Raw genomic sequence first — 24,726 nt, forward strand, 5'->3', positions numbered from 1 at the left:
CCCGTTGGGCTCGCGGGGAATGGGGACGGCCCCGGAAGCTTGTGCTTCCGGGGCCGTTCCTGTTGCTGTGCCGTTGGCTGGATCAGAAGTCCATGCCGCCGGTCGGGTCGCCGCCGCCCGCGGGGGCGGAGGCCCTCTCCGGCTTGTCCGCGACCACGGCCTCCGTGGTCAGGAACAGCGCGGCGATCGACGCGGCGTTCTGCAGCGCCGAGCGGGTGACCTTGGTCGGGTCCGGCACGCCTGCGGCGAGCAGGTCCTCATAGACCCCGGTCGCGGCGTTGAGGCCGTGGCCCTGGGGCAGGCCCTTGACCTTCTCCACCACAACGCCACCCTCGAGACCGGCATTGATGGCGATCTGCTTCAGCGGAGCCTCGACAGCCACCTTGACGATGTTGGCGCCAGTGGCCTCGTCGCCCTCGAGCTTGAGACCCGCGAAGGCCTCCTCGGCGGCCTGGAGCAGCGCGACGCCGCCACCGGCGACGATGCCCTCCTCGACGGCGGCCTTGGCGTTGCGCACCGCGTCCTCGATGCGGTGCTTGCGCTCCTTCAGCTCGACCTCGGTCGCGGCACCGGCCTTGATCACCGCAACACCGCCGGCCAGCTTGGCCAGGCGCTCCTGCAGCTTCTCGCGGTCGTAGTCCGAGTCGGAGTTCGCGATGTCGTTGCGGATCTGGTTGACGCGGCCCTGGATCTGCTCGGCGTCACCCGCACCCTCGACGATCGTGGTCTCGTCCTTGGTCACGACGACCTTGCGGGCGCGGCCCAGCAGCGAGATGTCGGCGTTGTCCAGCTTGAGGCCCACGTCCTCGGAGATGACCTGGCCACCGGTCAGGGTGGCGATGTCCTGCAGGATCGCCTTGCGGCGGTCACCGAAGCCCGGCGCCTTGACGGCGACCGACTTGAAGGTGCCACGGATCTTGTTGACCACCAGGGTCGCGAGGGCCTCGCCCTCGACGTCCTCGGCGATGATCAGCAGCGGCTTCGAGGCCTGCATGACCTTCTCCAGCACCGGGAGCAGGTCCTTGACGGCGGAGATCTTCGAGCCGTAGAGCAGGATGTACGCGTCCTCGAGGACGGCCTCCTGGCGCTCCGGGTCGGTCACGAAGTAACCGGCCAGGTAGCCCTTGTCGAAGCGCATGCCCTCGGTGAGCTCGAGCTCCATGCCGAGTGCGTTGCTCTCCTCGACGGTGACGACGCCCTCCTTGCCGACCTTGTCCAGCGCCTCGGCGATGAGCTCGCCGATCGTGGTGTCAGCAGCGGAGATCGACGCGGTCGCGGCGATCTGCTCCTTGGTCTCGACCTCACGGGAGGCCTTGTGGAGCTGCTCGGTGATGGCCTCGACGGCCTGCTCGATGCCGCGCTTCAGCGACAGCGGGTCGGCGCCGGCGGCCACGTTGCGGAGGCCCTCGCGGACCAGCGCCTGCGCGAGCACGGTCGCGGTGGTGGTGCCGTCACCCGCGACGTCGTCGGTCTTCTTCGCGACCTCCTTGACGAGCTCGGCCCCGATCTTCTCCCACGGGTCCTCGAGCTCGATCTCCTTGGCGATCGACACACCATCGTTGGTGATGGTGGGCGCGCCCCACTTCTTCTCGAGCACGACGTTGCGGCCCCGAGGGCCGAGCGTCACCTTGACGGCGTCGGCGAGGATGTTCAGGCCCCGCTCGAGACCGCGGCGCGCCTCCTCGTCGAAAGCGATCAACTTGGCCATTGCGGTGTAAGTCCTCCGTTTGGAAGTTCACGATGCGTGGCCAGGCTCGGTGCCCGCGACGGACGACCGGAATACCGGCCTCACCGTCCCGACCTCAACATTGGCACTCTGAACTACCGAGTGCCAATACCGGTTTTAGCACTCTGCCTGTCCGAGTGCAAGAAGGGCAGGTCAGCGGCCGGACGTCGGCGACGAGTCCGAGCCGGACTCCTCGCTGTCGGACTCGTCCTCTGAGCCGTCGCCCACCTTGATGGACGGCGCGGTCGTCTTCGTGGTCGTGGTCTGCTCGCCGCCGGGACCGGAGGGCTGTTCGCCCGAGTTGAAGAACAGGATCGCGGCCACGATCAGCCCGATCGCCACGAGGCCGACGAGTACCGGCGCGATCCAGCGGGTGCCGCTGGAGGAGTCCGAGGACGTGAACGCCGTGCTCCCGGCGGGCACCGGTGGCCGCAGCCGGACCGGGTCGGCCGACGACATGGGCGGCCGCTGGTAACCGGCCGGCGGCGTCGCCGACGGCTGCGGCTGGCGGTACGGCGTGGTCTGCTGCGGCTGCCGTTGCTGCGATTGCGATGGCGTGGCGGGACGCGGTCCGACCGGCACCGCGGGCGGGCGGCGAATGGGCTGCGACAGCGCCTTCCTGGCGGCGGCGATCAGCTCGCGGCAGGAGGGGTACCGGTTCGCGGGGCTCTTCGCCATGCCTCGACGGATCACCTCGTCGATCCCGGGCGACAGCGACGGCACCACCTCGGTGAGCGACGGTGGCTCGCGGTTCAGGTGCCCCTGGATGACCTCGGGCACCGCGCCCTGGAACGGCGGCCGCCCGGACAGGCAGGCGAACAGCACACAGGCCAGTGAGTACGCGTCTGTGCGAGCGTCCACCGGCTCGCCCCGCAGGTGTTCCGGCGCCGCGTACGTGGGTGAACCGAGGAAGTCGCCGCCCCGCGTCCGGTGGCCGGTCGCGCCACGGCGGGTCAGGCCGAAGTCGGCGACGTAGATGTGTTCCGCCGCGGACTCGCGGCTGGTGACCAGCACGTTCGCCGGCTTGACGTCGAGGTGGACGAGGCCGCGCTCGTGCAGGTTGTCGAGCGCCTCGGCGACCTGGGACAGCAGCGCGAGCGCACGTTCCGGCTTGAGCGGCCCGTCCTTGATCAGCGTGGCGAGGTCGGCACCGTCGACCAGCCGCATGGCGATGTAGAGCAGGCCGTCGACCTCACCGAAGTCGTACAGCGGCACCACGTTCGCGTGGTCGATGGCCGAGGTGTTGCGTGCCTCGTCGACGAACCGCTCACGGAACTCGGGGTCCTCGGTGAGGTGCTCGGCGATGACCTTCAGCGCCACCTTGCGGCCCAGGCGGATGTCCGTGGCGCGGTACATCACACTCATGCCGCCCTTGCCGAGCACACCGTCGATCCGGTAATGCCCCAGGCGACGCCCGGTGAGGTCCTCCGACACCACTCATCCATTCATTCGTCGTCGGACAAAGCCTAACGTCCGGCGTGTGAGGCCCGCGCAGGGTTGCTCGGATACGTCATCGACCGTTACCGGAGCCACCGAGCTGCGCCATCATCGCCCGCGCGTTGCGGGTCTGAATCAGCAACTGACCAGGCCCGGCGAAGTCCAGGAGCAGTCCCTCTCCACTGCGGACAGACTGCGGCATCGACTGGCTCACCGCTCGCAGCCGCGACTGGGTCATCTCCGAGTAGGCCAGCAGATAGGCCGGGTCGACGGTGATCAACTCGCCCTGGTCGAGGGTCACCACGTCGAGCGTGCCGCACGCGGACAGCACCAGCGCGCCGACCCCCGACACGTGCTCGACGAACCCCGTCTCGGCACCGAACAGGTTGCGGAACCCGGCCCACTGGGGGTCGGTGCGGATGGTCGCGGGCGCGGCGAGCCAGCAGCCACGCGACACGCACCAGCCGTTCACGCCGTCCAACTCGAGCGTGTACACATCGCCGGGCAGCGCGGGCGCGACGTCCACCCAGCCGCCCTCGGCCGGTGCCGTGAACACGGCTCTCACGGATCTGCTGCGCGACCCGCCTCTTCCTCTGGCGTCCACCACGACGCCGTAGCTCGTCGCGATCATCGAGGCGTAGTCGGCCTGGACCGCCTCACCTGGCGCCAGCTTCAGCCTGGCGACGCCGAACGCCGGGGTGTGCCTCGTGCGGACCTGCACCGTGCCCTCCGTGATCGTGAACCGAACGGGAGCAGTCTGGCACGCACGTTTCCTCAGCGGGCAGGATGCGGGGCGTGGCCAAAACTCCGCTCTCCGTCGACGACTATCGCGCACGGGTCGCCGCGCTGATCCCGCCGACCCCGGTGACGCTCCGGCCCGTGCTGGACTGCGTCGGCCTTGTCCTCGCCGAGGACCTGGTGTCGCCGTTGTCGCTGCCGCCGTTCGACAACTCGGCCATGGACGGCTACGCGGTCCGGGCCGCCGACGTGGCGGGCGCGGAGCGGCACGCCGCCGTCGCGCTGCCCGTGCCGGTCGACATCCCGGCTGGCACGACCGACATCGTGCCGCTCCTGCCCGGCACCGCGCACCGGATCATGACCGGTGCGCCGGTCCCGCCCGGTGCGGACGCGATCGTGAAGGTCGAGGACACCGACGGCGGCGAGCAGCGGGTGGCCGTGCGGGCGCCGGTCGCGCCGGGCACGCACATCCGCCTGGCCGGTGAGGACGTGACGGAAGGTGACACGGTCCTGCGTGCCCGCACCGTCCTCGGCGCGCCGCAGCTTGGCCTCGCCGCCGCGGTCGGGTGGGGGGAACTGCCGGTGCACCGGCCAGCGCGGGTGCTGGTCCTGTCGACCGGCTCCGAACTGGTCGCGCCGGGGAACCCGTTGCTGCACGGGCAGATCTACGAGTCGAACAGCGTGATGCTGGCCGCGGCGGCGCGGGAGATCGGCGCGGAGACGACCGTGCTGCGGTTCGTGCCGGACGACGTCGACGCGTTCCACGCGACCATCGCCGAACACCTCGGCGACGTGGACCTGCTGGTCACCTCCGGCGGGGTCAGCGCAGGCGCGTACGAGGTGGTCAAGGATGCGCTGACCGGCCAGGGAGTGGAGTTCTCACGGGTCGCGGTGCAGCCGGGCGGGCCGCAGGGCTGCGGTGTGTTCAAGGGCCTGCCGGTCGTGACGCTGCCCGGCAACCCGGTGAGTGCCGCACTGTCGTTCGAGCTGTTCCTGCGGCCTGCGCTGCTCGCCGCGATGGGCCACGACGTGATCCACCGGCGGAGGGTCCTGGTGCGGTCGGCGGCCGAGCTCCGTGCGCCGTCGGCCCGCCGCCAGTACCGGCGCGGCCGCGTCGAGGGGGAAGTCGTTACTCCGGTCGGCGGCCCCGGCTCTCACCTGCTTGCGTCGTTCGCGGCGTCGAACTGCCTCATCGAGGTGCCGGAGGACACCGAGGTGATCGCGGAGGGTGATCTCGTGAACGTTCTGCTCATCGGCGGCGCCCCGTAGGCTCGGGGCCGTGGGATTCATCGCGTGGGTCGTGTTCGGCGCCATCGTCGGCTGGTTCGCCAACATCGTCGTCGGCGGGAAGTACCGGCAGCGACAGGGTTGCCTGGTCAGCATCATCGTCGGCGTGGTCGGGGCCGCCCTCGGCGGACTGCTCTACCGGGCCTTCACCGGGCACGAGAAGACATGGGAGTTCGACTTCCCGAGCCTGGGTGTCGCGGCCATCGGCGCGGTCGTGTTGCTGGCCCTGCTGCAGCTGATCCAGGCCATCGCACGCAAGCCACCCAGTAACCGACCGTAATCGACGATGCACTTTGGGCTATTGCTCACCTGAAGTGCGCGGGCATACACTGTGCGCTTACCGAGTACTTGGCCCAGCCGGCCGGCTCGTGCACGTCGTCGGGGGGTGCACGGTCGGCCGGTTGGGTCTCCCCTGAAGGTCACTTTCCGCCACCGGCGTAGCGTGGTGCGTACAATCCGCACCCGTTTGCGAGGAATGTCCCGGTTGATGACCGAATCTCACGAGGGCCCCGATTCGGGCCGTCTCGCCCACATCATCGCGCTGACCAGGAGCGTCGTGCCGCCGATGCACCCGGCGGGGCGTCCGTTCGCGCTCGGCGCCGCCGCGGTCGCGCTGCTGCTCCGACGCCTGTCCCGGCGACTCGGCGTGGTCGGCTTCGTGCTGGCCGGCGCGGTCGCGTGGTTCTTCCGCGAGCCGAAACGCGTCGCACCCACCCGCAGCGGCCTGGTCGTGGCCGCCGCCGACGGAGCCGTGTCGCACGTCGTGCTCGCAGAGCCGCCCGCCGAGCTCGGCCTGCCAGCAGGCGAGCGCCTGCGGATCTCGGTGTTCCTGTCCGTGTTCGACGTGCACGTCCAGCGCGTGCCGGTGTCCGGTGTGGTCACCCGCGCGGTGTACAAGCCGGGCAAGTTCCTGTCGGCCGACCTCGACAAGGCCAGCGAGGACAACGAGCGCAACTCACTGCTGCTCACCACGGAGAACGGCACCGACGTCGTCGTCGTGCAGATCGCGGGCCTGATCGCCCGGCGGATCGTGTGTCAGGTCGCGGAGGGTGAGAAGGTCGCCGTCGGCGACACCTATGGGCTGATCCGCTTCGGCTCACGGGTGGACGTCTACGTGCCGGTCGACTCGAAGGTGCTGGTCGAACCGGGCCAGCGCACCATCGGCGGCGAAACCGTGCTGGCCGAACTGCCGGAGCACTGAGTGGCGGGCCGCGTGGCCAGCCGGGCGTCCGCCGGCGTCCGAGTCCTGCCGAACGCCATCACCGTGCTGGCCATGTGCGCCGGCCTTTCCGCGGTCCAGTTCGCGCTGGCCAAGCAGTTCCAGGCGGCGATCGCGGCGATCGCGGTCGCCGCGTTGCTCGACAGCCTCGACGGCCGGATCGCGCGCCTGCTCGACGCCACCAGCAAGATGGGCGCCGAGCTTGACTCGCTCGCCGACGCGATCTCGTTCGGCGTCGCGCCCGCGCTGGTGCTGTACGTGTGGCAGTTCCAGGGCAACAGGGTCGGCTGGGTCGTCGCGCTGGTGTTCGCCGTCTGCATAATCCTGCGGCTCGCGCGGTTCAACACGCTGCTCGACGACACCGAACAACCGCCGTACGCCAGGGAGTTCTTCGTCGGCGTGCCTGCGCCCGCCGGTGGGCTGGCCGCGCTGCTGCCGCTGATCCTGACGCTGCAGATCGGCTACGACGGCTGGTGGAACACCGACGGCGTCGTCATGGTGTGGACGGTCGCCATCGCCGCACTGCTGATCAGCCGCATCCCGACGCTGTCGCTCAAGACGATCAAGGTGCCGGCGACGGCCGTCGCGCCGCTGCTGGTGCTCGTCGGCCTGCTGGCCGCGGCCGTGATCACCTACCCGATGCTGGCGCTCGCGTCGGCGTTGCTGGTCTACCTGTGCCACATTCCGTACGCGGTGCGGCGCAACCACTGGCTCGCCAACCACCCCGAGGCGTGGGAGGTGCCGCCCAAGGAGCGGCGCGCCATCCGCCGCGCCCACGGCGCGGGACGGCGGCTCGGGCTGCGGCCGCCGATGCGCAAGGTCGCGGGCGCCGCCCGTGCGGTGTGGCCGCGGCGCGGCAACGGCGAACATCTGCGTGTGGTGTCACTGCCGACCGACGCGACCCGCATGCGGCGGGGCGCGGTGCGCGGCCGCAACTGGCGGCGGATCGGCCTGCGGCGTAACCAGTCCCGGCCACCCACGCCCCCCCGCGACGACCAGTAGCGGTTCGCTCCGCAAGATGTTCGCTCCGCAAGCTCCGCGCTGAAACTCAGTAAGGTCACCGCATGCCAGAGATCACGCTGACTGTCCGGCTCTCCCCGTCAGCGCTCGACTCGCGGCGCGGGGTGGTGCGGCTGCATCCTGAGGTGCTCGACGCGCTCGGCCTCGAACCGTGGGCGGGCGTGCGGCTGACGGGCGCCAGGGTGAGTGCCGCGCTGGCCGCGGAGGGCGAGAGCCCGCCGGGAATCGTGCTGCTCGACGACATCACCATGTCGAACATCGGCGTGACCGAAGGCGGCGAGGTCGTGGTGTCCCCCGCCGAGGTGGCGCCCGCGCGGACGCTGACACTCGCCGGGTCCCGGCTCGCGGCGGCCTCGGTGACGCCGGAGACCGTGCGGCTCGCGCTCACCGGCAAGATCCTGACCGTCGGCGACGCGGTGTCCCTGCTGCCACAGGATCTCGCGCCCGCGCCCGGATCCGACGTGTCGGCGGTGCGCGGCAGGCTGTCCCGCGCGATCGGCACGACGTGGACCAACGAGCTGCTCACCGTCACCGCAACCGAACCCGCCGGCGTTGTCACCGTCCATCCGTCCACTGTGGTCGGTTGGCGGGACGGCGCGCGTACCGGTGAACCCGCCACCGCGGCCGCGCTGGCCGGCCCTGGCGGAACCGTGGTGTCGTCCGCGACGCAGCACGTGGACGTCGAGCCGGTGGTGGTGCCGTCCGCGCCCCCGCCGCCGGTGTCGGACCTGATCGGCGCGAAGGAGGCGACCGACCGGCTGACCGAGTGGTTCGACCTCGCGTTCCGGCGCCCGGAGCTGCTGACCGCGCTGGGCACGACCGCGCAGCTGGGGGTCTTGCTGACCGGCCCGGAAGGGGTCGGGAAGTCGACGGTCGTGCGGTCGGTGGCACACGCGATCGAGGCCGAGGTCGTCGAACTGGCCGCGCCGACGCTCGCCGCGCTGGAGCCGAACGCCGGTGCGGCGAAGCTGTCGGCCGCGATCGAGTCCGCGGTGGCGAAGACCCCGGCAGTCCTGCTGCTCACCGACATCGACGCGTTGCTGCCCGCGACCAGTCCCCCGCCGATCGCGACCGTGGTGATCGAGACGCTGCGGACCGCGGTCCGCAACCCGGGTTTCGCGGTGGTGGCGACGTCCGCGCACCCGGAGGCGGTCGACCCGCGCGTGCGTGGCGTCGACCTGCTGGACCGGTCGGTGTCGGTGCCGCCGCCGGACGCGCGGACGCGGATCGAGCTGCTGCGCGTGCTGCTCCGGGACGTACCCGTCGAATCCGATGTGGACTTCGGGGCGCTCGCGGAACGCACGCCCGGGTTCGTCGCGGCGGACCTGATCGCGCTGCGCAGGGAGGCGGCGGTCCGCGCCGCGGTCCGCGAGGCGTCGGCCATCACGTCGGCCGACCTGACGGACGCGCTGTCGACGGTCCGCCCGACCGCACTGTCCACTTCGGACAACCTGCAGACCGGTGGGCTGACGCTCGACCAGGTCGGCGACATGGTGGAGGTCAAGCAGTCGCTGACGGAGACGGTGCTGTGGCCGCTGCGGTACCCGGACTCGTTCGCGCGGCTGGGGGTCGAGCCGCCGCGCGGTGTGCTGCTGTACGGGCCGCCGGGGTGCGGCAAGACGTTCCTGGTGCGGGCGCTCGCGGGCACGGGGCAGCTGAACGTGATCGTGGTCAAGGGCGCCGAGCTGATGGACAAGTGGGTCGGCGAGTCGGAGCGGGCCGTGCGGGAACTGTTCCGCCGCGCCGCGGAGGTCGCGCCCGCGATGGTGTTCCTCGACGAGGTGGACGCACTCGCGCCACGCCGAGGCCAGTCGTCGGACTCGGGTGTCGCGGACCGCGTGGTGGCCGCGCTGCTGACCGAACTCGACGGCGTCGAGCCGATGCGCGACGTGGTCGTGGTCGGCGCGACGAACCGCCCCGAACTGATCGATCCCGCACTGCTCCGCCCAGGCCGCCTGGAGCGCCTTGTGTACGTGCCTCCGCCGGACGCCGACGCCCGCACGGCGATCCTGAAGGCGGCGGCCCGCAACACCCCACTGGCGGAAGACGTCGACCTGGGCGACCTGGCGACCGGACTGGAGGGCTACTCGGCGGCGGACTGCGCGGCCCTGATCCGCGAAGCCGCCCTGACGGCGATGCGCGAGTCCCTGGAAGCAGCACAAGTAACCTCGGCCCACGTAACAAGGGCCCGCGAAACAGTAAGAGCAAGCCTCGACCCAGCCCAGCTAGCCGCCCTGGAAACCTACGCAAACTCCCGCTAAAACCCGCGAGTCCACGCTTCAGAACCCGCGAGTCCACGGTTGGGGACCCGCGAGTCCACGTTTGGGGACCCGCGAGTCCACGTTTGGGGACCCGCGAGTCCACGGTTGGGGACCCGCGAGTCCACGGTTGGGGACCCGCGAGTCCACGGTTGGGGACCCGCGAGTCGACGGTTGGGGACCGATGAGTTTGCGGTTCGGGTCGAACAGCGTTAGAGCCGAACCGCCAACTCGGATGTCCTGAATGGCAGACTCGCGAGTCCTGAACCGTAGACTCGCGGGTTCCGAACCGTAGACTCGCTAGTCCTGAACCGTGGACTCGCGGGTTGTGGTGCGGGGCGGGGTGGGGTGGGGCTGGGGTGGGGTCAGCCTTCGTTTTTGCCGCCGTTGTTGTCGGCGGCGTAGTCGCTTGTTACCACTACGAGCACGCCTGCTGGTTGGTCCGCCAGGGTGTCCAGGCGTGGTTCGGCTGCCAGGCCGAACGTGGATGCGAGTGCGCGTGCCGCGGCTTCCTCTTCGGTGCCCGGCCGGAAGAACACCGTCGTCTCCGGCAGGTTCGTCGCCGAGTAGTTACCGACGGACACGACCTGCCAGCCGTCGGCCTCCAGGTCGCTCTTCGCGGTCGCGGCCAAGCCCTTGATCTTGCTGTTGTTCAGCACCCGCACCGGAACCGACTTCTCCGGCTCACCGTTGTTGTCGCCAGGCGGGCGGGTCCGGGTCGTGGTGGTCGTCGGTGAGCTGGGCTTGGTGGTCGTCGGCGGGACGGACTTCGAGGTCGACGTCGAGGACGGCGGGTTGCCCGGCAGGGACGACTGCGTGGTCGACGTCGGCTCGGGTGGCCGTTCCCCGCCACCTTCCGCGCGGCCGTCGCCGCTGCCCCCGAACACACTGATCAAGCCGATGACCAGGGCCACCGCCGCCACACCGAGCAGTGCGACACCCGCGACCCGCAATGGGCGCGTCGAACCGGAATCGGGCGATGTCATTGCCGTTCGGCACCCAGCCTCGGCGCCAGCCGTGCGCGCTGCCTTGTCGCCCGCAACCTACGCAGCCGCTTGACCAGCATCGCGTCGGCCTCGAGCGCCTCGTTCTTGTCGATCAGCCGGTTGACCAGCTGGTAGTACCGCGTCGGCGACACATCGAACAGCTCGCGGATGGCCTGTTCCTTGGCACCCGCGTACTTCCACCACTGGCGCTCGAACGCGAGGATCGCGCGCTCACGCTCGGTCAGCTCCCCGGCTGCGGGCAGGCTCCTAGCGGGCTCTGCCGGCAACTCCGCGGCGTCCATCTGGCTCCTCGCCACCAGGTCGGTCCTGAACCGGAATCACAAGCATGTGATTTCCGGGTGCCATTACATCACGCTACCGCCGTCCCCGCCGGGACAACGCACCCGGTTTGGCTACAGTTCGGCACATGGCAGTTCATCCGATCCGGATCGTCGGCGACCCCGTATTGCACAGTCCCGTTCGCAAGGTCGAGACCTTCGACGACGAGCTGCGCACCTTGGTCGACGACATGTTCGAGACCATGGCCGCCGCGCGCGGCGTCGGCCTCGCCGCCAACCAGATCGGCGTCGACCTGCGGGTGTTCGTGTACGACTGCCCCGACGACGATGGCGTGCGGCACCGCGGCGTGATCGTGAACCCGATGCTCGAGACGTCCGAGCGCCCGGAGACCATGCCCGACCCGGACGACGACCTCGAAGGCTGCCTCTCCGTGCCCGGCGAGTCGTTCCCCACCGGACGCGCGAACTGGGCGAAGGTCACCGGGCAGGACCTCGACGGCGAACCGCTCGAGGTCGAGGGCACCGGCTACTTCGCGCGCTGCCTCCAGCACGAGACCGACCACCTCGACGGTCTGCTGTACCTGAACCGGCTCGTCGGCAGGCACAGCCGCGAGTCGAAGCGGATGCTCAAGCGCAACGACTGGGGCAAGCCCGGCCTGTCGTGGAACCCCGCGACCGAGGACGAGGTGGAGATCTAGTCGACGACCCAGCTGAGCACCGGCCGCGCGTGCTGACGAAGGTCGAGACGCTGAACCCGCCCGGCACTCGTCGCGCTGCCCACGTCGACACCGAGTCGGTGGCCACCGTGCCGACGGGTGCGAACGCCGACGTCCGCTGAGGGCGAACGCGGAACAAACTGTCACTGGCGCACATTTGTATTGGGTGCAACGGTGTAATGGGCGGTGGTGCGATGTCCGACGACGACGAACTGGACGCCTACTCGCGCACGGTGAGCGAGGTGGCCAGGATCCTGACACCCCACGTGGCGGGCGTGAGTCTGCGCCGAGGCAGCGGTTCGGCGGTGGTGTTCACGGAGGACGGGCACCTGCTGACGAACGCCCACGTGATGGGCGGCTCGTCCAGTGGCGAGGCGACGTACTCCGACGGCGAGGAGTCCCCGTTCGACGTGATCGGCGCGGACCCGCTGTCGGACCTGGCGGTGCTGCGCGCACAGAAAGCACCCGCACCGGCCACGCTGGGCAACGCGGACGACCTGGTCGTGGGTCAGCTGGTGGTGGCGGTGGGTTCCCCGCTCGGCCTGTCGGGCTCGGTGACCGCGGGAGTGGTGAGCGCGCTCGGCCGGTCGCTGCCGGTGCGGCAGGGCCAGGCGGCACGGGTGATCGAGGACGTGATCCAGACCGACGCGGCGCTGAACCCCGGCAACTCGGGCGGCGCGCTCGCCGACTCGCGGGCCAGGGTCATCGGGATCAACACGGCGGTGGCGGGTTTCGGCCTCGGCCTGGCGGTGCCGATCAACGAGACGACCCGGCGGATCATCGACACGCTGATGGTCGAGGGCCGGGTGCGGCGCGCGTACCTCGGGGTGGTGGGCGTGCCCGCGCCGCTGCCCGACGACCTCGCGGAGCGGACCGGTCAGCGGGCCGGGCTGCGGGTGATCGAGGTGGTGCGCGACGGGCCCGCCGACCAGGCCGGGCTGCGGAAGGGCGACCTCGTGCTGACGGTGGCGCGCGAACGGATCCACGACGCGCAGGGCATCCAGCGGAAGCTGTTCGCCGAGGTCATCGGCACCAACCTGGCGGTGACCGTGCTACGGAACGGCGCGATGGTCGACGTGTACGCCCGCCCGACCGAGCTGACGATCGGCTGACCGGAACGCCGCGCACGCGAGCACGGCCATCGCACACCACACGTATGCGTTGCCGACGACGAAGCTGGTCACGGTCGTGCCGTCATCGGCTTCCCACCACCAGTGCGGGGACAGCAGGAACAGCGCCACCCCGCCCGCGACCGGCACTACCGCCGCACCGGTCCGCCAAGCGGCGAACAGGAACGGCCCGACCCACACCCAGTGGTGCGACCACGACACCGGCGACCCCAGCAGCACCACGAAAGCGTTGAGCCCCAAGGCAACCATCGGCGACGCGGCCCTGCGCACCGCGATCGCGCCCACGGCGACGACCAGGCAGACCAGCACCAGCCACAGCAGGCCGCGCTCGATCCCCAGCCGGGCGAGCACCCCCGCGATCGACTGGTTCGACTCGTGCGACACCTTGCCGATGCGGTCCGGGTCGAACAACGTGGTCGTCCAGTACCGCACGGAACCCCGCCAGTTCAGGACGAACCCGGCCGCGGTGACGCACGCGAACGACATGACGGCCGTCAGCGCCGCCCGCCGGTCGCCGCGCAGCAGGAAGAACAGCACGAACGCGGCCGGGGTCAGCTTGACCGCGGCGGCGAGCCCGACGAACGCACCCCGCGGCCACTTCGGCTTGCGCACCAGGCAGTCCGCGACGACGAGACCCATCAGCAGGACGTTGATCTGTCCGAAGTAGAGCGTCACGCGCACGGGCTCCAGCAGCAACGCGGCGGGCAGGAGCGCACCGACGAGCAGCGGCGTCGGCCGGAGGTCGACCGACCGCGTCACGAGCACCAGCACAAAGGCCAGCACCACGATGGAGAGCAGCGTGAGCACGAAGCTCCCCGCCGGGTGCGAGAGCAGCGTGAACGGTGTGAACAACACGGCGGAGACCGGCGGGTACGTGAACGGCAGGTGGTTGCCGATGAGCGTGGGTGGCAGGCGCCCGTACAGATCCCCGCCTGCCAGCCACATCTCGGCGCCGAGCCGGTACACGTCCAGGTCGATGCGCAGCATCGCGGGCGATGGCGGGGAGAGGAACCAGCCAAGCACACCGGCGTTCACGACGACGAGTCCGATCAGGAGCAACGGCATGCGACATGGGTACGAGCCGGCCGTTCCCGGGCCGGTAAACGCGGCGTTTATCCCGTCCGTATCCCGTCGCCGGTAGCATCTCGCGCGCACGTTCCTGGGGGTTCACATGCGCATACTCGTCGCCGAGGACGAACGGCTGCTCGCCGACACCCTGACGAACGGCCTGCGGCACCTCGGTTTCGCGGTCGACGTCTGCTACGACGGCGACGCGGCCGCGGAACGCGTCGTGACGAACACCTACGACGTGGTGGTCCTCGACCGTGACCTGCCCAAGCTCCACGGCGACGACGTGTGCAGGCAGATCATCGCGGCGGGCCGCGAGACCAGGGTGATCATGCTGACGGCGGCGGCGAGCATCCGCGACCGCGTCGACGGGCTCGGTCTCGGCGCGGACGACTACCTGACCAAACCGTTCGCGTTCGCCGAACTGGTCGCACGCGTGCACGCGCTGTCGCGCAGGGCGCTGCCCGCGCTGCCCCCGGTGCTGGACCACGCGGGCGTCACGCTCGACGGCCCGCGCCGGCACGTGTCCAGGGACGGGCGGCCGTTGTCGCTGTCCCCCAAGGAGTTCGCCGTGCTCGAGGTGTTCATGCGCAACGCGGGCAAGGTCGTCAGCCAGGAAGAGCTGCTGGAGAAGGCATGGGACGAGCACGCGGACCCGTTCACCAACGCGGTGCGGATGGCGGTGATGACGCTGCGGCGCAAGCTGGGTGACCCACCGGTGATCCACACCGTGCCGGGCGCCGGCTACCGGTTCGGCGGGTGAGGGATGCGCCTGTCACTGAGCATGCGCGTGACGCTCCTGTGCGTCGCGTGCTTCGTCACCGGTGGGGTGCTGATCGCCGTCGGCAGGCCGTTCTACCGCGACTTCTCGACCTCGGTGTTCTCGAACCGGACCATGTGTTCCGTCGAGTACCCGTTCGACAGCCAGATCCTGAGCTACACCTGCCCGCCGTGGACCACCGGCTCCCGGTGGCTCGCGGGCGTCGCGGTGGTGGTCGGGTTCATCCTGCTCGTGGTGCTCCTGCGGGTGGCGGCGGGCCGGATCCTGCGCCCGGTGCGGGCCATGGCCGACACCGTCCGGCAGCTTGGCCCGCAGAACCTGGGGCAGCGCGTCAACCACCGCGGCCCCCGTGGCGAGGTGCGGGTGCTGGCCGACGCGCTGGACGAGATGCTCGACCGGCTGGCCGCGGGCTACGAGGGCCAGCGCCGGTTCGCGTCGAACGCGTCCCACGAGCTGCGCACGCCCCTCGCGGTGCAGCGGACGCTGGTCGAGGTGGCGATGGTGACCGGTGAGCGGGACCTGTCCCGGCTCGCCGCGCAGCTGCTGGTCGTCAACGAACGCAACGAGAAGCTGATCGAGGGTCTGCTGGTGCTCGCGGAAAGCGACCGCGGCCTGCCGGGCACCGAGCCGGTGCGGCTGGACCTGCTGGCGGGCGAGGTGCTGGACCGGTTCGCCGAGCAGGCCACCAAGCACGACGTGACCATCCGGCGGGACGTGATCCAGCGGACCGTGGCAGGCGACCCCGTGCTCCTCGAACGCATGGTGAGCAACCTGGTCGACAACGCGATCAAGTACAACGAGCCGGGCGGGGTCGTCGACGTGGTGGTCGCCTGCGAGCCAGCGCTGTCGGTCGGCAACACCGGGCAGCGGGTCCCGGCCGAGGCGGTGCCCGCCCTGTTCGAACCGTTCCGCCGCCTGACCGCGGAACGCACGCACCAGCGCGACGGCGCTGGTCTCGGCCTGTCGATCGTGCGCTCGGTGGCCGCCGCCCACCGCGGCTCGGTGTCGGCCAAGGCCGGTGAGCACGGCGGCCTCACGGTGACGGTGAACCTGCCGTGAACCGGTCAGACCACTGAACGGCGCCACGGCAGCAGCGGCAGCTCGAGGGGCAGCGTGTCCAGGGTCGCCAGCTCCTCGTACCTCCCCGCCACCACCTGGGTCCTGACCTCGCACAACGCCGCCCGGGAGGGTACGGATCCGGCCACCACGAACGGCAGCAGCAGCCGCCACGTCGACGCCACCGCACGCCTGTGCCACGTCGGCGCGCGCAGTGCCGCGACCGCGGTGCGCAGCGCGCGTTCGTGTGCTGTCGCGGTCGCCAGTTCCCAGCGGGCCGCGTCCGCCGCCGCGCAGCCGACGCAGTCCGGTGCGCCCGCGGCCAGCTCGCCGCCGCAGCCCGCGCAGCGAAGCTGCCGGAGCGCCCAGTCGACACACGTCCATGGGTAGTCGCCGGACGGCGCGTCGGCCACCTGCTCGGGGTCCGGGTCCGGCAGCGCCGCCCACGCCGACTCCCACGGGCGGTCGACCGCCCGCGCGCAGTCCGGGCACGACGGGTAGCCGCGGCCCGTGAGGTCTCCGCAGGTCGCGCAAGGTTTCGCCGCCGCCGGGTGCGCGTGCACGGATGCACGGTATCGCCGCCGCGCCGATCTCGCCCTTGGCAGTGCCCCGAACGGCTGGTTATGGTCGGAGGTGTCAGACAGCGACAACTGAAGACAAACGCGGGAGCTCGCGCCTTGGCGGGCTGAGAGGGCAGATGGTGTCCAGTCACGGACCCGGTTCTGCCGACCGCCTGAACCTGACCGGGTAATGCCGGCGTAGGGAGCTCCACGACATGACCGCACTTGACGACCGTTCCGTGCGCCCCAGTGTGACCACCGGGCCCATCACCGGGTCCCGCAAGGTGTACCGCGACGTGGACGGCATCCCGGTGCCGTTCCGCCGGGTGGACCTGACCAACGGCGAGCACCTCGACCTGTACGACACGTCCGGCCCGTACACCGACGACAACGCCACCATCGACGTCCACAGTGGACTCGATCCGCTGCGTGCCGACTGGATCGCCGAGCGGGAACCCGTGAACGGCGCGGTTTCCCAGCTGGCGTACGCGAAGGCCGGGATCATCACCAAGGAGATGCGGTACGTCGCCGCACGCGAGGGCGTCGACGCGGAGTTCGTGCGGAACGAGGTCGCCATCGGGCGTGCCGTGATTCCGGTGAACCGCAGGCATCCCGAGGTCGAGCCCGCGATCATCGGCAAGAAGTTCCTCGTCAAGATCAACGCTAACATCGGCAACTCGGCCGTCTCCTCCTCCATCGAGGACGAGGTGGACAAGCTGGTGTGGGCGACGCGCTGGGGCGCCGACACGGTGATGGACCTCTCGACGGGGAAACGGATTCACGAGACCCGCGAGTGGATCGTGCGCAACTCCCCCGTGCCCATCGGCACCGTGCCGATCTACCAGGCGCTGGAGAAGGTCAACGGCGACCCGGCCGCGCTGTCGTGGGAGGTCTACCGCGACACCGTGATCGAGCAGTGCGAGCAGGGTGTCGACTACATGACCGTGCACGCGGGCGTGCTGCTGCGGTACGTGCCGCTGACCGCGAAGCGGGTCACCGGGATCGTGTCGCGCGGCGGGTCGATCATGGCGGCATGGTGCCTCGCGCACCACCGGGAGTCGTTCCTGTACACCAACTTCGTCGAGCTGTGCGCGATCCTGCGTGCCTACGACGTGACGTTCTCACTCGGCGACGGGCTGCGGCCGGGGTCCATCGCGGACGCCAACGACGACGCCCAGTTCGCGGAGCTGCGCACGCTGGGCGAGTTGACGCACGTCGCGCGTGAGCACGACGTGCAGGTGATGATCGAGGGGCCCGGCCACGTGCCGATGCACAAGATCGCCGAGAACGTGCGCCGTGAGGAGGAACTCTGTGGCGAGGCGCCGTTCTACACCCTCGGTCCACTCGCGACGGACATCGCGCCCGCCTACGACCACATCACCTCCGCGATCGGCGCGGCGCAGATCGGCTGGCTCGGCACCGCGATGCTCTGCTACGTCACGCCGAAGGAGCACCTCGGCCTGCCCAACCGTGACGACGTGAAGACCGGCGTGATCACCTACCGGATCGCCGCGCACTCCGCCGACCTCGCCAAGGGACACCCCGGCGCGCAGGAGTGGGACGACGCGCTTTCCAAGGCCCGCTTCGAGTTCCGGTGGACCGACCAGTTCAACCTGTCGCTCGACCCGGACACGGCACGGTCGTTCCACGACGAGACCCTGCCCGCGGAACCGGCCAAGACCGCGCACTTCTGTTCCATGTGCGGGCCCAAGTTCTGCTCGATGCGCATCACGCAGGACGTCCGCAAGTACGCGGAGGAGCACGGGCTCACCGACATGGCCGCGATCGACGCCGGCATGGAGGAGATGTCCGACCGCTTCCACGAGCACGGACGCAACGTCTATCTGCCGGTGGTCGAATGAGCGAAGCTTGCGTAGCGAACAGATGACACAAGTGACTGAAACTCCACCCCGCGTCCTCACCATCGCCGGCTCCGACTCCGGCGGTGGTGCGGGGCTGCAGGCCGACCTCCGCACGTTCTTCGCGTGCGGAGTGCACGGCATGACCGCGATCACCGCGGTCACCGTGCAGAACTCGCTCGGGGTCACCGGTGTCTCGGTGATCCCGCCCGAGGTCGTCGCGGCCCAGATCGAGACGGTCGCCGATGACATCGGCGTGCTGGCGGCGAAGACCGGCATGCTCGCCACCGCCGAGATCATCGAGGCGGTGGCGAAGGCGTGCGACCGGGTCCACATTGGACGGTACGGCACCATCCCGTTCGTCGTGGACCCGGTGTCGGCGTCGATGCACGGCGACCCGCTGCTGCGCGACGACGCGATGACCGCGCTGCGCGCCGAGCTGTTCCCGCGTGCGACGCTCGTCACCCCGAACCTCGACGAGGTGCGGCTGCTGGTCGGCCACGACGTCCGCACGCACGCCGACGCACGTGAGGCGGCCATGGCACTGCACGCGCTCGGTCCACAATGGACACTTGTCAAGGGTGGTCACATGCGCGACGACCCGGAGTGCGTCGATGTGCTGTACGACGGCGAGACGTTCCTCGAGCTGCCCGCGGCCAGGATCGACACCAGGCACACGCACGGTGGCGGCGACACGATGGCGTCGTCGATCACCGCCGCGCTGGCGCGTGGCATGCCGGTGCCCGACGCCGTGCGTTTCGGCAAGTGGTTCGTCACCAACGCGGTGAAGCACGCGTATCCGCTGGGTGGCGGTGTTGGTCCAGTCTCGGCATTCTGGCGACTGCCCGACGACGGGGCAATTAGTCTCTCTTGACGTGAACTTACGGGACCGCGTCCGCGCTCTTGTCGACCACAAACGCTTCCAGCTCCTCATCATCTGGGTGATCGTGGTGAACGCGGTCACACTCGGCCTTGAGACGTCGAAGACGGTGCTGGCCGAGGTCGGCTGGCTGCTGCACGCCGTCGATCACGTGATCCTCGGCATCTTCGTGGTCGAGTTGGCGCTGCGCCTGTACGCGTACGGCTGGCGGTTCTTCCGCGACCCGTGGAACGTGTTCGACGTCCTGATCGTGGGGATCTCGGTGATCCCGACGTCCGGGCCGTTCTCGGTGCTGCGTTCGCTGCGGATCCTGCGTGCCCTGCGGCTGATCTCGGCGGTGCCCGCGATGCGGCGCGTCGTGTCGGGCCTGCTCGCGGCGGTGCCGGGGATGGCGTCGATCGGCGCGCTGCTCGGGCTGATCATCTACGTGGCCGCGGTGATGGCCACGAAGCTGTTCGGCACGATCTCGCCAAGGTACTTCGGCGACCTGAGCACCACGCTGTTCACCCTGTTCCAGACGATGACCGGCGAGGCGTGGCCGGACATCGCGCGCGAGGTGATAGCGAAGGCGCCGTTCGCGTGGATCTTCTTCGTGATCTACATCCTGATCTCGAGCTTCGCGGTGCTGAACCTGTTCATCGCGGTGATCGTGAGCGGGATGGAGAAGTCGGTGACGGACGACCTCGTCGAGGCGGAGGAGCTGCACGCGGCCGACCAGGCACGGTCGGACGCGTTGATCCTGGAGGAGATCAGGGCGTTGCGGCGGGAGGTGGCGGAGCTGCGCCAGTCCAGCGAAGAAGCCACGGGATGTCAGTCCTGATCTCGATGATTCCGTCGATGCGGCACGGTGGCAAGCGCGATGTCCCGGCGCGCGACAGCCATGTAATATCGAACACATGCTCGATATCTGGTCGGCGGAAGACCCGTGGCGCAGCCAGCCCGTTCGCGACGGGCACATTAGGCTGGCGCGCATGGATCGGGCATGGGATGACGACGAGCGAGCGGCGCTGGTCGCCCTCCTTCGTGCCCGCCCGTCGAAACTCTCCTGGGCGGACATCGCCGCCGAGGTCACGTCGCGGGGAAGCGCTCGGACCTTCTGGGATGAACTGAACCCAGCCGGTTTGTTCGACCACGCCGACGGCCCGGACGGACAATCGTCGGCTCTCGCGGTCGCGGGGCGCGACATCACCCAATGGCGGGCGTCGGACTTCGGATTCCTCACCTTCGGCGACCCCGACTACCCCGCCCAGCTCCGCGAGATCCACGAGATGCCTCCCGTGCTGTTCTACAAGGGAACGCTCGTGCCGGATGAGGTCGGCGTCTCGGTGGTCGGCTCACGCCAGGCCTCGACTCGAGGACTGGACATCGCCAGGTCGGTCGCCGCCGGTCTCGCGGCCCGTGGGATCACCGTGATTGCCGGCCTCGCCAAAGGCATCGACACCGCCGCACATCTGGCCGCGCTGGAAGCAGAAGGCCGCACGGTCGCGGTGACAGGAACCGGGATCACCCAGATCTATCCCGCAGAGAACAAGGGCCTGCAGGACCGAATCACTCGCGACGGACTCGTACTGTCGCAGTTCTGGCCGGATGCTCCACCGACGAAGCACTCCTTCCCCATGCGCAACGCTGTGATGTCAGGCTTCGGCCGGGCAACTGTCGTGGTGGAAGCAGGCGAGCACAGCGGCGCTCGGATCCAGGCACGGAAGGCGGTCAGCCACGGTCGCCCCGTGGTCCTCACCGACCTCGTTGTCGACTCGAACAAGTGGCCCTCCGACCTGATCGGCCGACCAGGTGTTCATGTTGTCAGCAGCACCGACGAGATCATGTCGGTGGTTGACAGAATCACGGCCGGTCCGGCAATCGTCGACACCTTGCTCGCGGCCGCGACGCGACGATGACCGACCGGGGCGACCATTCCGACCCCGCCTCCGGTGACCAGGTCGCTCGGGCTCTGGCCGCACAGCTTTACGCGGATGTAGGGGCCTTCTTCTGCAACACGCGACGCACCGCGTCGAAGGTCTGTCCAATGTGCACCGGTCCCGGACCCGGGTACGACCCACCCGGCCTGTGTGCCCAATGTCGCGGCGCGCGGGAGACCTTCGGCAGCAACCTCGCCGATCTCGTGGTTCCGTTGGCGTACGCCAAAGCACGTATGCCCTCGATGCACCAGTCCGCTCACCACGTACGCGCGTACAAAGCGTCTCCGCCAGCACCGAAATGTGCTCAGGACCTGCGGTTGATGACGGTGACGGCCGCATACGTGCACGGCCGGTGCATCGCCGCGACAAGCGGCTGGTGGCATGCGGTGACGTTTGTTCCCTCCGCCGCGCGACCGGGAGGCGAGCATCCCGTGGCCGACCTTGCCCGGGCCGTGCACGATGTCTACGACTCTGCGGCGAAGGTCGCACTGCAGGTGGGCCCTGGCCACACCGAGCCGCCGGCGCGAGCTCCTCGTGCAGATCGTTTCGTCGTTCCAGTCTCGTTCCGTCCCCTCGTCGCGGGTCGTCATGTACTCGTCATCGATGACACCTGGGTCTCCGGCGCCAAGGCGCAGTCCGCGGCGCTGGCACTGAAGGACGCGGGTGCGGCACGCGTGACCATCCTCTGTGTGACCAGGTGGCTTCGATACGACTGGCCTGATCACCGCCGGCTCATCGAGACTCTCGAGGGGCCGTACGACGCACTGCGTTGTCCGGTGACCGGCGACGACTGTCCGCGGTAAGTGGTCAGCGCGGTGGGCTCGATGCCTGGGCCCAGAAACGTTGCGGTACGCGGCCCGCGCCGTGGGCCAGGCGGCCCGCCGTAATGCCGTGGCGCATCGCCGTCGCCATGGCCTCCGGGTCCGTCGCCCTCGTGACCGCGGTTGCCAGCATCACGCCCGAGCAGCCCAGTTCCATGGCCAGCGCCGCGTCGGACGCCGTGCCGATGCCCGCGTCGAGGATCACCGGTACGCCGGCACGCTTCACGATCAGCTCGATGTTGTGCGGGTTGCGGATGCCGAGCCCGGTGCCGATCGGCGAACCCAGCGGCATCACCGCCGCGCAACCGAGTTCCTCCAGCCGCAGCGCCAGCACCGGGTCGTCGTTCGTGTACGGCAGGACCGTGAAACCGTCGTCGACCAGCGTCGCCGCGGCCTCCAACAGCTCCACCGGATCCGGCAGCAGGGTGCGGTCGTCCGCCACGACCTCCAGCTTCACCCACGAGGTGCCCAGCGCCTCACGGGCAAGGCGCGCGGTGAGCACCGCCTCCCCCGCGGTCCGGCAGCCCGCCGTGTTCGGCAGCGGGTCGATGCCGAGGCGCTCCAGCACTTCCAGCACACCGGTGCCGCCCTGAGTGTCCACGCGGCGGATGGACACCGTCGTCAGTTCGGTGCCCGACGCGCTCAGCGCACGCGCCAGCACCGCCAGGTTCGCGGCGCCGCCGGTGCCCATGATCAGGCGCGACGAGTACTGACGGTCGCCGATGACCAGTGGGTCGTCCATGTCAGCCTCCCTGCACCGCGGTCAGCACCTCGACGTCGGCGTCGTCGGGCACCACCCTCGTGTCGTGCTCGGTCCGCGCGACGACATGGCCGTCGACCGCGACGGCCACGCCCTTGGCCGGAACGCCAAGGACCACAAGGAGTTCGGTCACCGTCGCGCCGTCCGGCACCTCGCGTTCCGTGCCGTTGACCCGTACGTACATCTCCCTCACCTCTCCAGTCGGGCGGGGTCCGCTGCCTTGATCTCCGCCTGCGGCTCCGCGCCGGCGGCCATGGCGCGGATCGCGTCCGCCGTGATCGGGGCGAGCAGCAGGCCGTTGCGGTGGTGTCCCGCCGCGACCAGCACCCCCGGTTCGAGCCAGCCGACGAGCGGGAGGTTGTCCCTGCTGCCTGCCCGCAGCCCCGCCGCGGTCTCCGTCAGCTCGTACTCCGCGATGGCGGGCACCACGCGTTCGGCGCGCACGAGCAGGTCACGCACGCCGCCCGCGGTGACCTCGGTGTCGAAACCGGCCTCGTACTGCGTCGCGCCGAGGACCAGCTCGCCGTCCGCCCTCGGCACCAGGTAGACCGGCCGGGACTCGACGAGCGCGCGCACGGTGTGGCGGGGCGGCGGCAGGGTGCCGTCGCGTGCGCGCAGGCGCAGGATCTCGCCCTTGACCGGCCGCACCGCCGACGCGAGCGCCGGGTGCAGCCCGCCGCTCCACGCACCCGCTGCGATGACCGCGATGTCGCAGCGCAAGGTCGACCCGGCGAGTTCCACTTCACCGGGCCGCACCGCCCGCACCGGTTCGCGGAGGAACTCCACGCCGGCCTCGTACGCGCGGGAAGTCAGCAGCCGCAACAGTTCCCGGTTGTCGACGGCCAGGTCGCCGACCACTTTCAGTCCACATCGGACGCCGGGGCCGATGGTCGGCTCGACCCGGCGCAGCTCACGGCCGGTGAGCCGGTCGACCGGTCTGCCCTGCCGGGCGAGGTAGTCGGCGACGATGTCGAGCTGCGCGGCGTCGGCGGTGTCGAACCCGGCGACGACCGTGCCCTCGGAGAACAGGTCGATACCAAGGTCGGCCGCGAACCCCGGCCACGACGCGAGCGAGGCGCCGCCGATGTCGAGCAGCTCCTCCTCACCCGGCCACGCCTCGGTGACCGGCGCGAGCATCCCGCCCGCGACCCACGAGGCGCCACGGGCCGGGGCCGGATCGACGAGCGTCACGTCGTGTTCCGGCGCGAGGCGCCGCGCGACGGCCAGCCCGATGACCCCGCCGCCCACGACGACGATATTGTGACTCACAGCACACTCACGCTCCCTGCGCCGGCATTATCCGGATCAGGTTCCACGGTCGGGATCGGCAGATCCCCTCTCAGCCCAGTCCTCTGGACTCCCGTGCGGACCACCCTCACCGTATAGCGTGACCGGGTGCCTGGACTAGACGGAGACGGGATCCGGCGCCGGCTTGCGGACGCGCGCCTGTACCTGTGCACCGGGAATCGGCAGGACCTGGCGGAGTTCGCGGACGCCGCGCTGGCCGGTGGCGTGGAGGTGATCCAGCTGCGGCAGAAGGGCCTCGAGGCGCGGGAGGAGCTGGCCGCGCTGGAGATCCTGGCGGAGGCGTGCGCGCGGCACGGGGCGCTGCTGTCGGTGAACGACCGCGCGGACGTGGCGCTGGCGACCGGTGCGGACGTGCTGCACCTCGGGCAGGACGACCTGCCGGTGCCGTGGGCCCGCAAGATCATCGGCGACGACGTGGTGGTCGGGCGTTCGACACACGACGAGAAGCAGGCCGCCGCGGCGGCGGACGAGCCGGGAGTGGACTACTTCTGCACGGGCCCGTGCTGGCCGACACCGACGAAACCGGGCAGGCCCGCGCCCGGCCTCGACCTGGTGCGAGCGACGGCCGCGACGGGCACGGGGCGGCCGTGGTTCGCGATCGGCGGCATCGACGAGGCGCGGCTGCCCGAGGTGCTGGCGGCCGGGGCGTCGCGGGTGGTGGTGGTCCGCGCGATCACGGAGGCGGAGGACCCACGAGCGGCGGCGTCCCGCCTGGCCAGAGCCCTGCGTCCCTGACCTCCAAGCCCAACGCAAACGCCCCCGCGAAAGTCGAACCGGCCGGATGCCAACCCCCACCCGTTCCCGCAGGGTTCCGTCAAAGTCGATCACCTGCGTGGAGCAGGCACGATCCTCTGGTTGATCATGTGATTGTCGAAGTCGCATGATCTTGTGAGAGGGC

Annotated in this window: 25 protein-coding genes and 1 riboswitch; of the genes, 15 read left to right on the plus strand and 10 right to left on the minus strand. The window is 70.2% G+C overall.

Annotation, left to right across the window (positions count from 1 at the left end):
* Positions 1-82: 82 nt before the first annotated feature.
* The 3 genes from groL to WBA97_RS32925 all read right to left on the minus strand — a co-directional run bounded on the left by groL (position 83) and on the right by WBA97_RS32925 (position 3,884).
* Positions 83-1,708 carry a chaperonin GroEL gene (gene groL, locus WBA97_RS32915; RefSeq protein ID WP_424234879.1) on the minus strand — a complete coding sequence of 542 codons (1,626 nt, stop codon included), beginning with the start codon at positions 1,706-1,708 and terminating at the stop codon, positions 83-85.
* Positions 1,709-1,879: 171 nt separating this feature from the next.
* Positions 1,880-3,160: a serine/threonine-protein kinase gene (locus WBA97_RS32920; RefSeq protein WP_424234880.1), complete on the minus strand. Its 1,281-nt coding sequence runs from the start codon at positions 3,158-3,160 to the stop codon at positions 1,880-1,882.
* A gap of 76 nt (positions 3,161-3,236) precedes the next feature.
* On the minus strand, positions 3,237-3,884 hold the full coding sequence (locus WBA97_RS32925) for a TIGR00266 family protein (protein ID WP_424234881.1): 648 nt from the start codon (positions 3,882-3,884) through the stop codon (positions 3,237-3,239).
* 65 nt (positions 3,885-3,949) lie between these two features.
* Between WBA97_RS32925 and glp the strand changes: the two genes are divergently transcribed.
* The 5 genes from glp to WBA97_RS32950 all read left to right on the plus strand — a co-directional run bounded on the left by glp (position 3,950) and on the right by WBA97_RS32950 (position 9,688).
* A complete protein-coding gene (glp, locus tag WBA97_RS32930; RefSeq protein WP_424234882.1) occupies positions 3,950-5,170 on the plus strand; it encodes a gephyrin-like molybdotransferase Glp in 1,221 nt (406 codons plus the stop codon).
* 10 nt (positions 5,171-5,180) lie between these two features.
* Positions 5,181-5,468 (plus strand): GlsB/YeaQ/YmgE family stress response membrane protein, encoded by a 288-nt coding sequence (locus WBA97_RS32935; RefSeq protein ID WP_424234883.1) that lies wholly within the window; start codon positions 5,181-5,183, stop codon positions 5,466-5,468.
* A 207-nt stretch (positions 5,469-5,675) separates the two neighbouring features.
* Positions 5,676-6,389, plus strand: a complete 714-nt coding sequence (locus WBA97_RS32940) for a phosphatidylserine decarboxylase (protein ID WP_424234884.1) — start codon at positions 5,676-5,678, stop codon at positions 6,387-6,389.
* A gap of 72 nt (positions 6,390-6,461) precedes the next feature.
* Positions 6,462-7,409 carry a CDP-diacylglycerol--serine O-phosphatidyltransferase gene (gene pssA, locus WBA97_RS32945; RefSeq protein WP_424234905.1) on the plus strand — a complete coding sequence of 316 codons (948 nt, stop codon included), beginning with the start codon at positions 6,462-6,464 and terminating at the stop codon, positions 7,407-7,409.
* Between the two features lie 62 nt (positions 7,410-7,471).
* Positions 7,472-9,688: an AAA family ATPase gene (locus WBA97_RS32950; RefSeq protein ID WP_424234885.1), complete on the plus strand. Its 2,217-nt coding sequence runs from the start codon at positions 7,472-7,474 to the stop codon at positions 9,686-9,688.
* Positions 9,689-10,050: 362 nt separating this feature from the next.
* Here the strand turns inward: WBA97_RS32950 and WBA97_RS32955 are convergent, their stop codons facing one another.
* Complete coding sequence (locus tag WBA97_RS32955; RefSeq protein ID WP_424234886.1) at positions 10,051-10,671, minus strand: LytR C-terminal domain-containing protein; 621 nt, start codon at positions 10,669-10,671, stop codon at positions 10,051-10,053.
* Complete coding sequence (locus WBA97_RS32960; protein WP_424234887.1) at positions 10,668-10,973, minus strand: DUF3263 domain-containing protein; 306 nt, start codon at positions 10,971-10,973, stop codon at positions 10,668-10,670. The genes WBA97_RS32955 and WBA97_RS32960 overlap by 4 nt, the downstream gene beginning before the upstream one ends.
* 125 nt (positions 10,974-11,098) lie before the next feature.
* On the opposite strand from WBA97_RS32960, the gene WBA97_RS32965 reads away from it, so the two are divergent.
* Together WBA97_RS32965 and WBA97_RS32970 are read left to right on the plus strand one after the other, a co-directional pair.
* Entirely contained in the window at positions 11,099-11,668 is a 570-nt protein-coding gene (locus tag WBA97_RS32965) for a peptide deformylase (protein WP_424234888.1), read from the plus strand.
* A 212-nt stretch (positions 11,669-11,880) separates the two neighbouring features.
* On the plus strand, positions 11,881-12,798 hold the full coding sequence (locus WBA97_RS32970) for a S1C family serine protease (protein ID WP_424234889.1): 918 nt from the start codon (positions 11,881-11,883) through the stop codon (positions 12,796-12,798).
* Here WBA97_RS32970 and WBA97_RS32975 read toward each other — a convergent pair.
* On the minus strand, positions 12,739-13,881 hold the full coding sequence (locus WBA97_RS32975) for a glycosyltransferase 87 family protein (protein WP_424234890.1): 1,143 nt from the start codon (positions 13,879-13,881) through the stop codon (positions 12,739-12,741). The two genes, WBA97_RS32970 and WBA97_RS32975, sit on opposite strands and share 60 nt — an antisense overlap.
* 106 nt (positions 13,882-13,987) lie before the next feature.
* On the opposite strand from WBA97_RS32975, the gene WBA97_RS32980 reads away from it, so the two are divergent.
* Both WBA97_RS32980 and WBA97_RS32985 read left to right on the plus strand, forming a co-directional pair.
* Positions 13,988-14,647: a response regulator transcription factor gene (locus WBA97_RS32980; protein WP_424234891.1), complete on the plus strand. Its 660-nt coding sequence runs from the start codon at positions 13,988-13,990 to the stop codon at positions 14,645-14,647.
* A 3-nt stretch (positions 14,648-14,650) separates the two neighbouring features.
* Positions 14,651-15,724 (plus strand): sensor histidine kinase, encoded by a 1,074-nt coding sequence (locus tag WBA97_RS32985; RefSeq protein WP_424234892.1) that lies wholly within the window; start codon positions 14,651-14,653, stop codon positions 15,722-15,724.
* Positions 15,725-15,729: 5 nt separating this feature from the next.
* Here the strand turns inward: WBA97_RS32985 and WBA97_RS32990 are convergent, their stop codons facing one another.
* Positions 15,730-16,284 carry a hypothetical protein gene (locus WBA97_RS32990; protein WP_424234893.1) on the minus strand — a complete coding sequence of 185 codons (555 nt, stop codon included), beginning with the start codon at positions 16,282-16,284 and terminating at the stop codon, positions 15,730-15,732.
* Between the two features lie 212 nt (positions 16,285-16,496).
* Here WBA97_RS32990 and thiC point away from each other — a divergent pair, with 212 nt between their 5' ends.
* The 5 genes from thiC to WBA97_RS33015 all read left to right on the plus strand — a co-directional run bounded on the left by thiC (position 16,497) and on the right by WBA97_RS33015 (position 21,742).
* Positions 16,497-18,143 (plus strand): phosphomethylpyrimidine synthase ThiC, encoded by a 1,647-nt coding sequence (thiC, locus tag WBA97_RS32995; protein ID WP_424234894.1) that lies wholly within the window; start codon positions 16,497-16,499, stop codon positions 18,141-18,143.
* A gap of 22 nt (positions 18,144-18,165) precedes the next feature.
* Positions 18,166-19,014 (plus strand): bifunctional hydroxymethylpyrimidine kinase/phosphomethylpyrimidine kinase, encoded by an 849-nt coding sequence (thiD, locus tag WBA97_RS33000; RefSeq protein WP_424234896.1) that lies wholly within the window; start codon positions 18,166-18,168, stop codon positions 19,012-19,014.
* 1 nt (position 19,015) lies between these two features.
* Positions 19,016-19,840: an ion transporter gene (locus WBA97_RS33005; protein WP_424234897.1), complete on the plus strand. Its 825-nt coding sequence runs from the start codon at positions 19,016-19,018 to the stop codon at positions 19,838-19,840.
* Between the two features lie 76 nt (positions 19,841-19,916).
* Positions 19,917-20,918, plus strand: coding sequence for a DNA-processing protein DprA (locus WBA97_RS33010; protein WP_424234898.1), 1,002 nt, complete (start codon positions 19,917-19,919; stop codon positions 20,916-20,918).
* A 341-nt stretch (positions 20,919-21,259) separates the two neighbouring features.
* Positions 21,260-21,742, plus strand: a complete 483-nt coding sequence (locus WBA97_RS33015) for a hypothetical protein (RefSeq protein ID WP_424234899.1) — start codon at positions 21,260-21,262, stop codon at positions 21,740-21,742.
* Between the two features lie 4 nt (positions 21,743-21,746).
* Here WBA97_RS33015 and WBA97_RS33020 read toward each other — a convergent pair whose 3' ends face one another.
* The 3 genes from WBA97_RS33020 to thiO form a co-directional block, all read right to left on the minus strand.
* Positions 21,747-22,502 (minus strand): thiazole synthase, encoded by a 756-nt coding sequence (locus tag WBA97_RS33020; RefSeq protein ID WP_424234900.1) that lies wholly within the window; start codon positions 22,500-22,502, stop codon positions 21,747-21,749.
* Between the two features lies 1 nt (position 22,503).
* Positions 22,504-22,704: a sulfur carrier protein ThiS gene (thiS, locus tag WBA97_RS33025; RefSeq protein WP_424234901.1), complete on the minus strand. Its 201-nt coding sequence runs from the start codon at positions 22,702-22,704 to the stop codon at positions 22,504-22,506.
* A gap of 5 nt (positions 22,705-22,709) precedes the next feature.
* Positions 22,710-23,789, minus strand: coding sequence for a glycine oxidase ThiO (gene thiO / locus WBA97_RS33030; protein ID WP_424234902.1), 1,080 nt, complete (start codon positions 23,787-23,789; stop codon positions 22,710-22,712).
* A riboswitch (TPP riboswitch) is annotated at positions 23,786-23,894 on the minus strand. Its footprint overlaps the gene before it by 4 nt.
* Before the next feature lie 21 nt (positions 23,895-23,915).
* Between thiO and thiE the strand changes: the two genes are divergently transcribed.
* The gene (gene thiE / locus WBA97_RS33035; protein WP_424234903.1) at positions 23,916-24,563 is read left to right on the plus strand and encodes a thiamine phosphate synthase; all 648 of its coding nucleotides are present in this window, start codon (positions 23,916-23,918) and stop codon (positions 24,561-24,563) included.
* Positions 24,564-24,726: the final 163 nt, after the last annotated feature.

Source organism: Actinophytocola sp. (assembly GCF_049647105.1).
Taxonomy (GTDB): Bacteria; Actinomycetota; Actinomycetes; order Mycobacteriales; family Pseudonocardiaceae; genus Actinophytocola.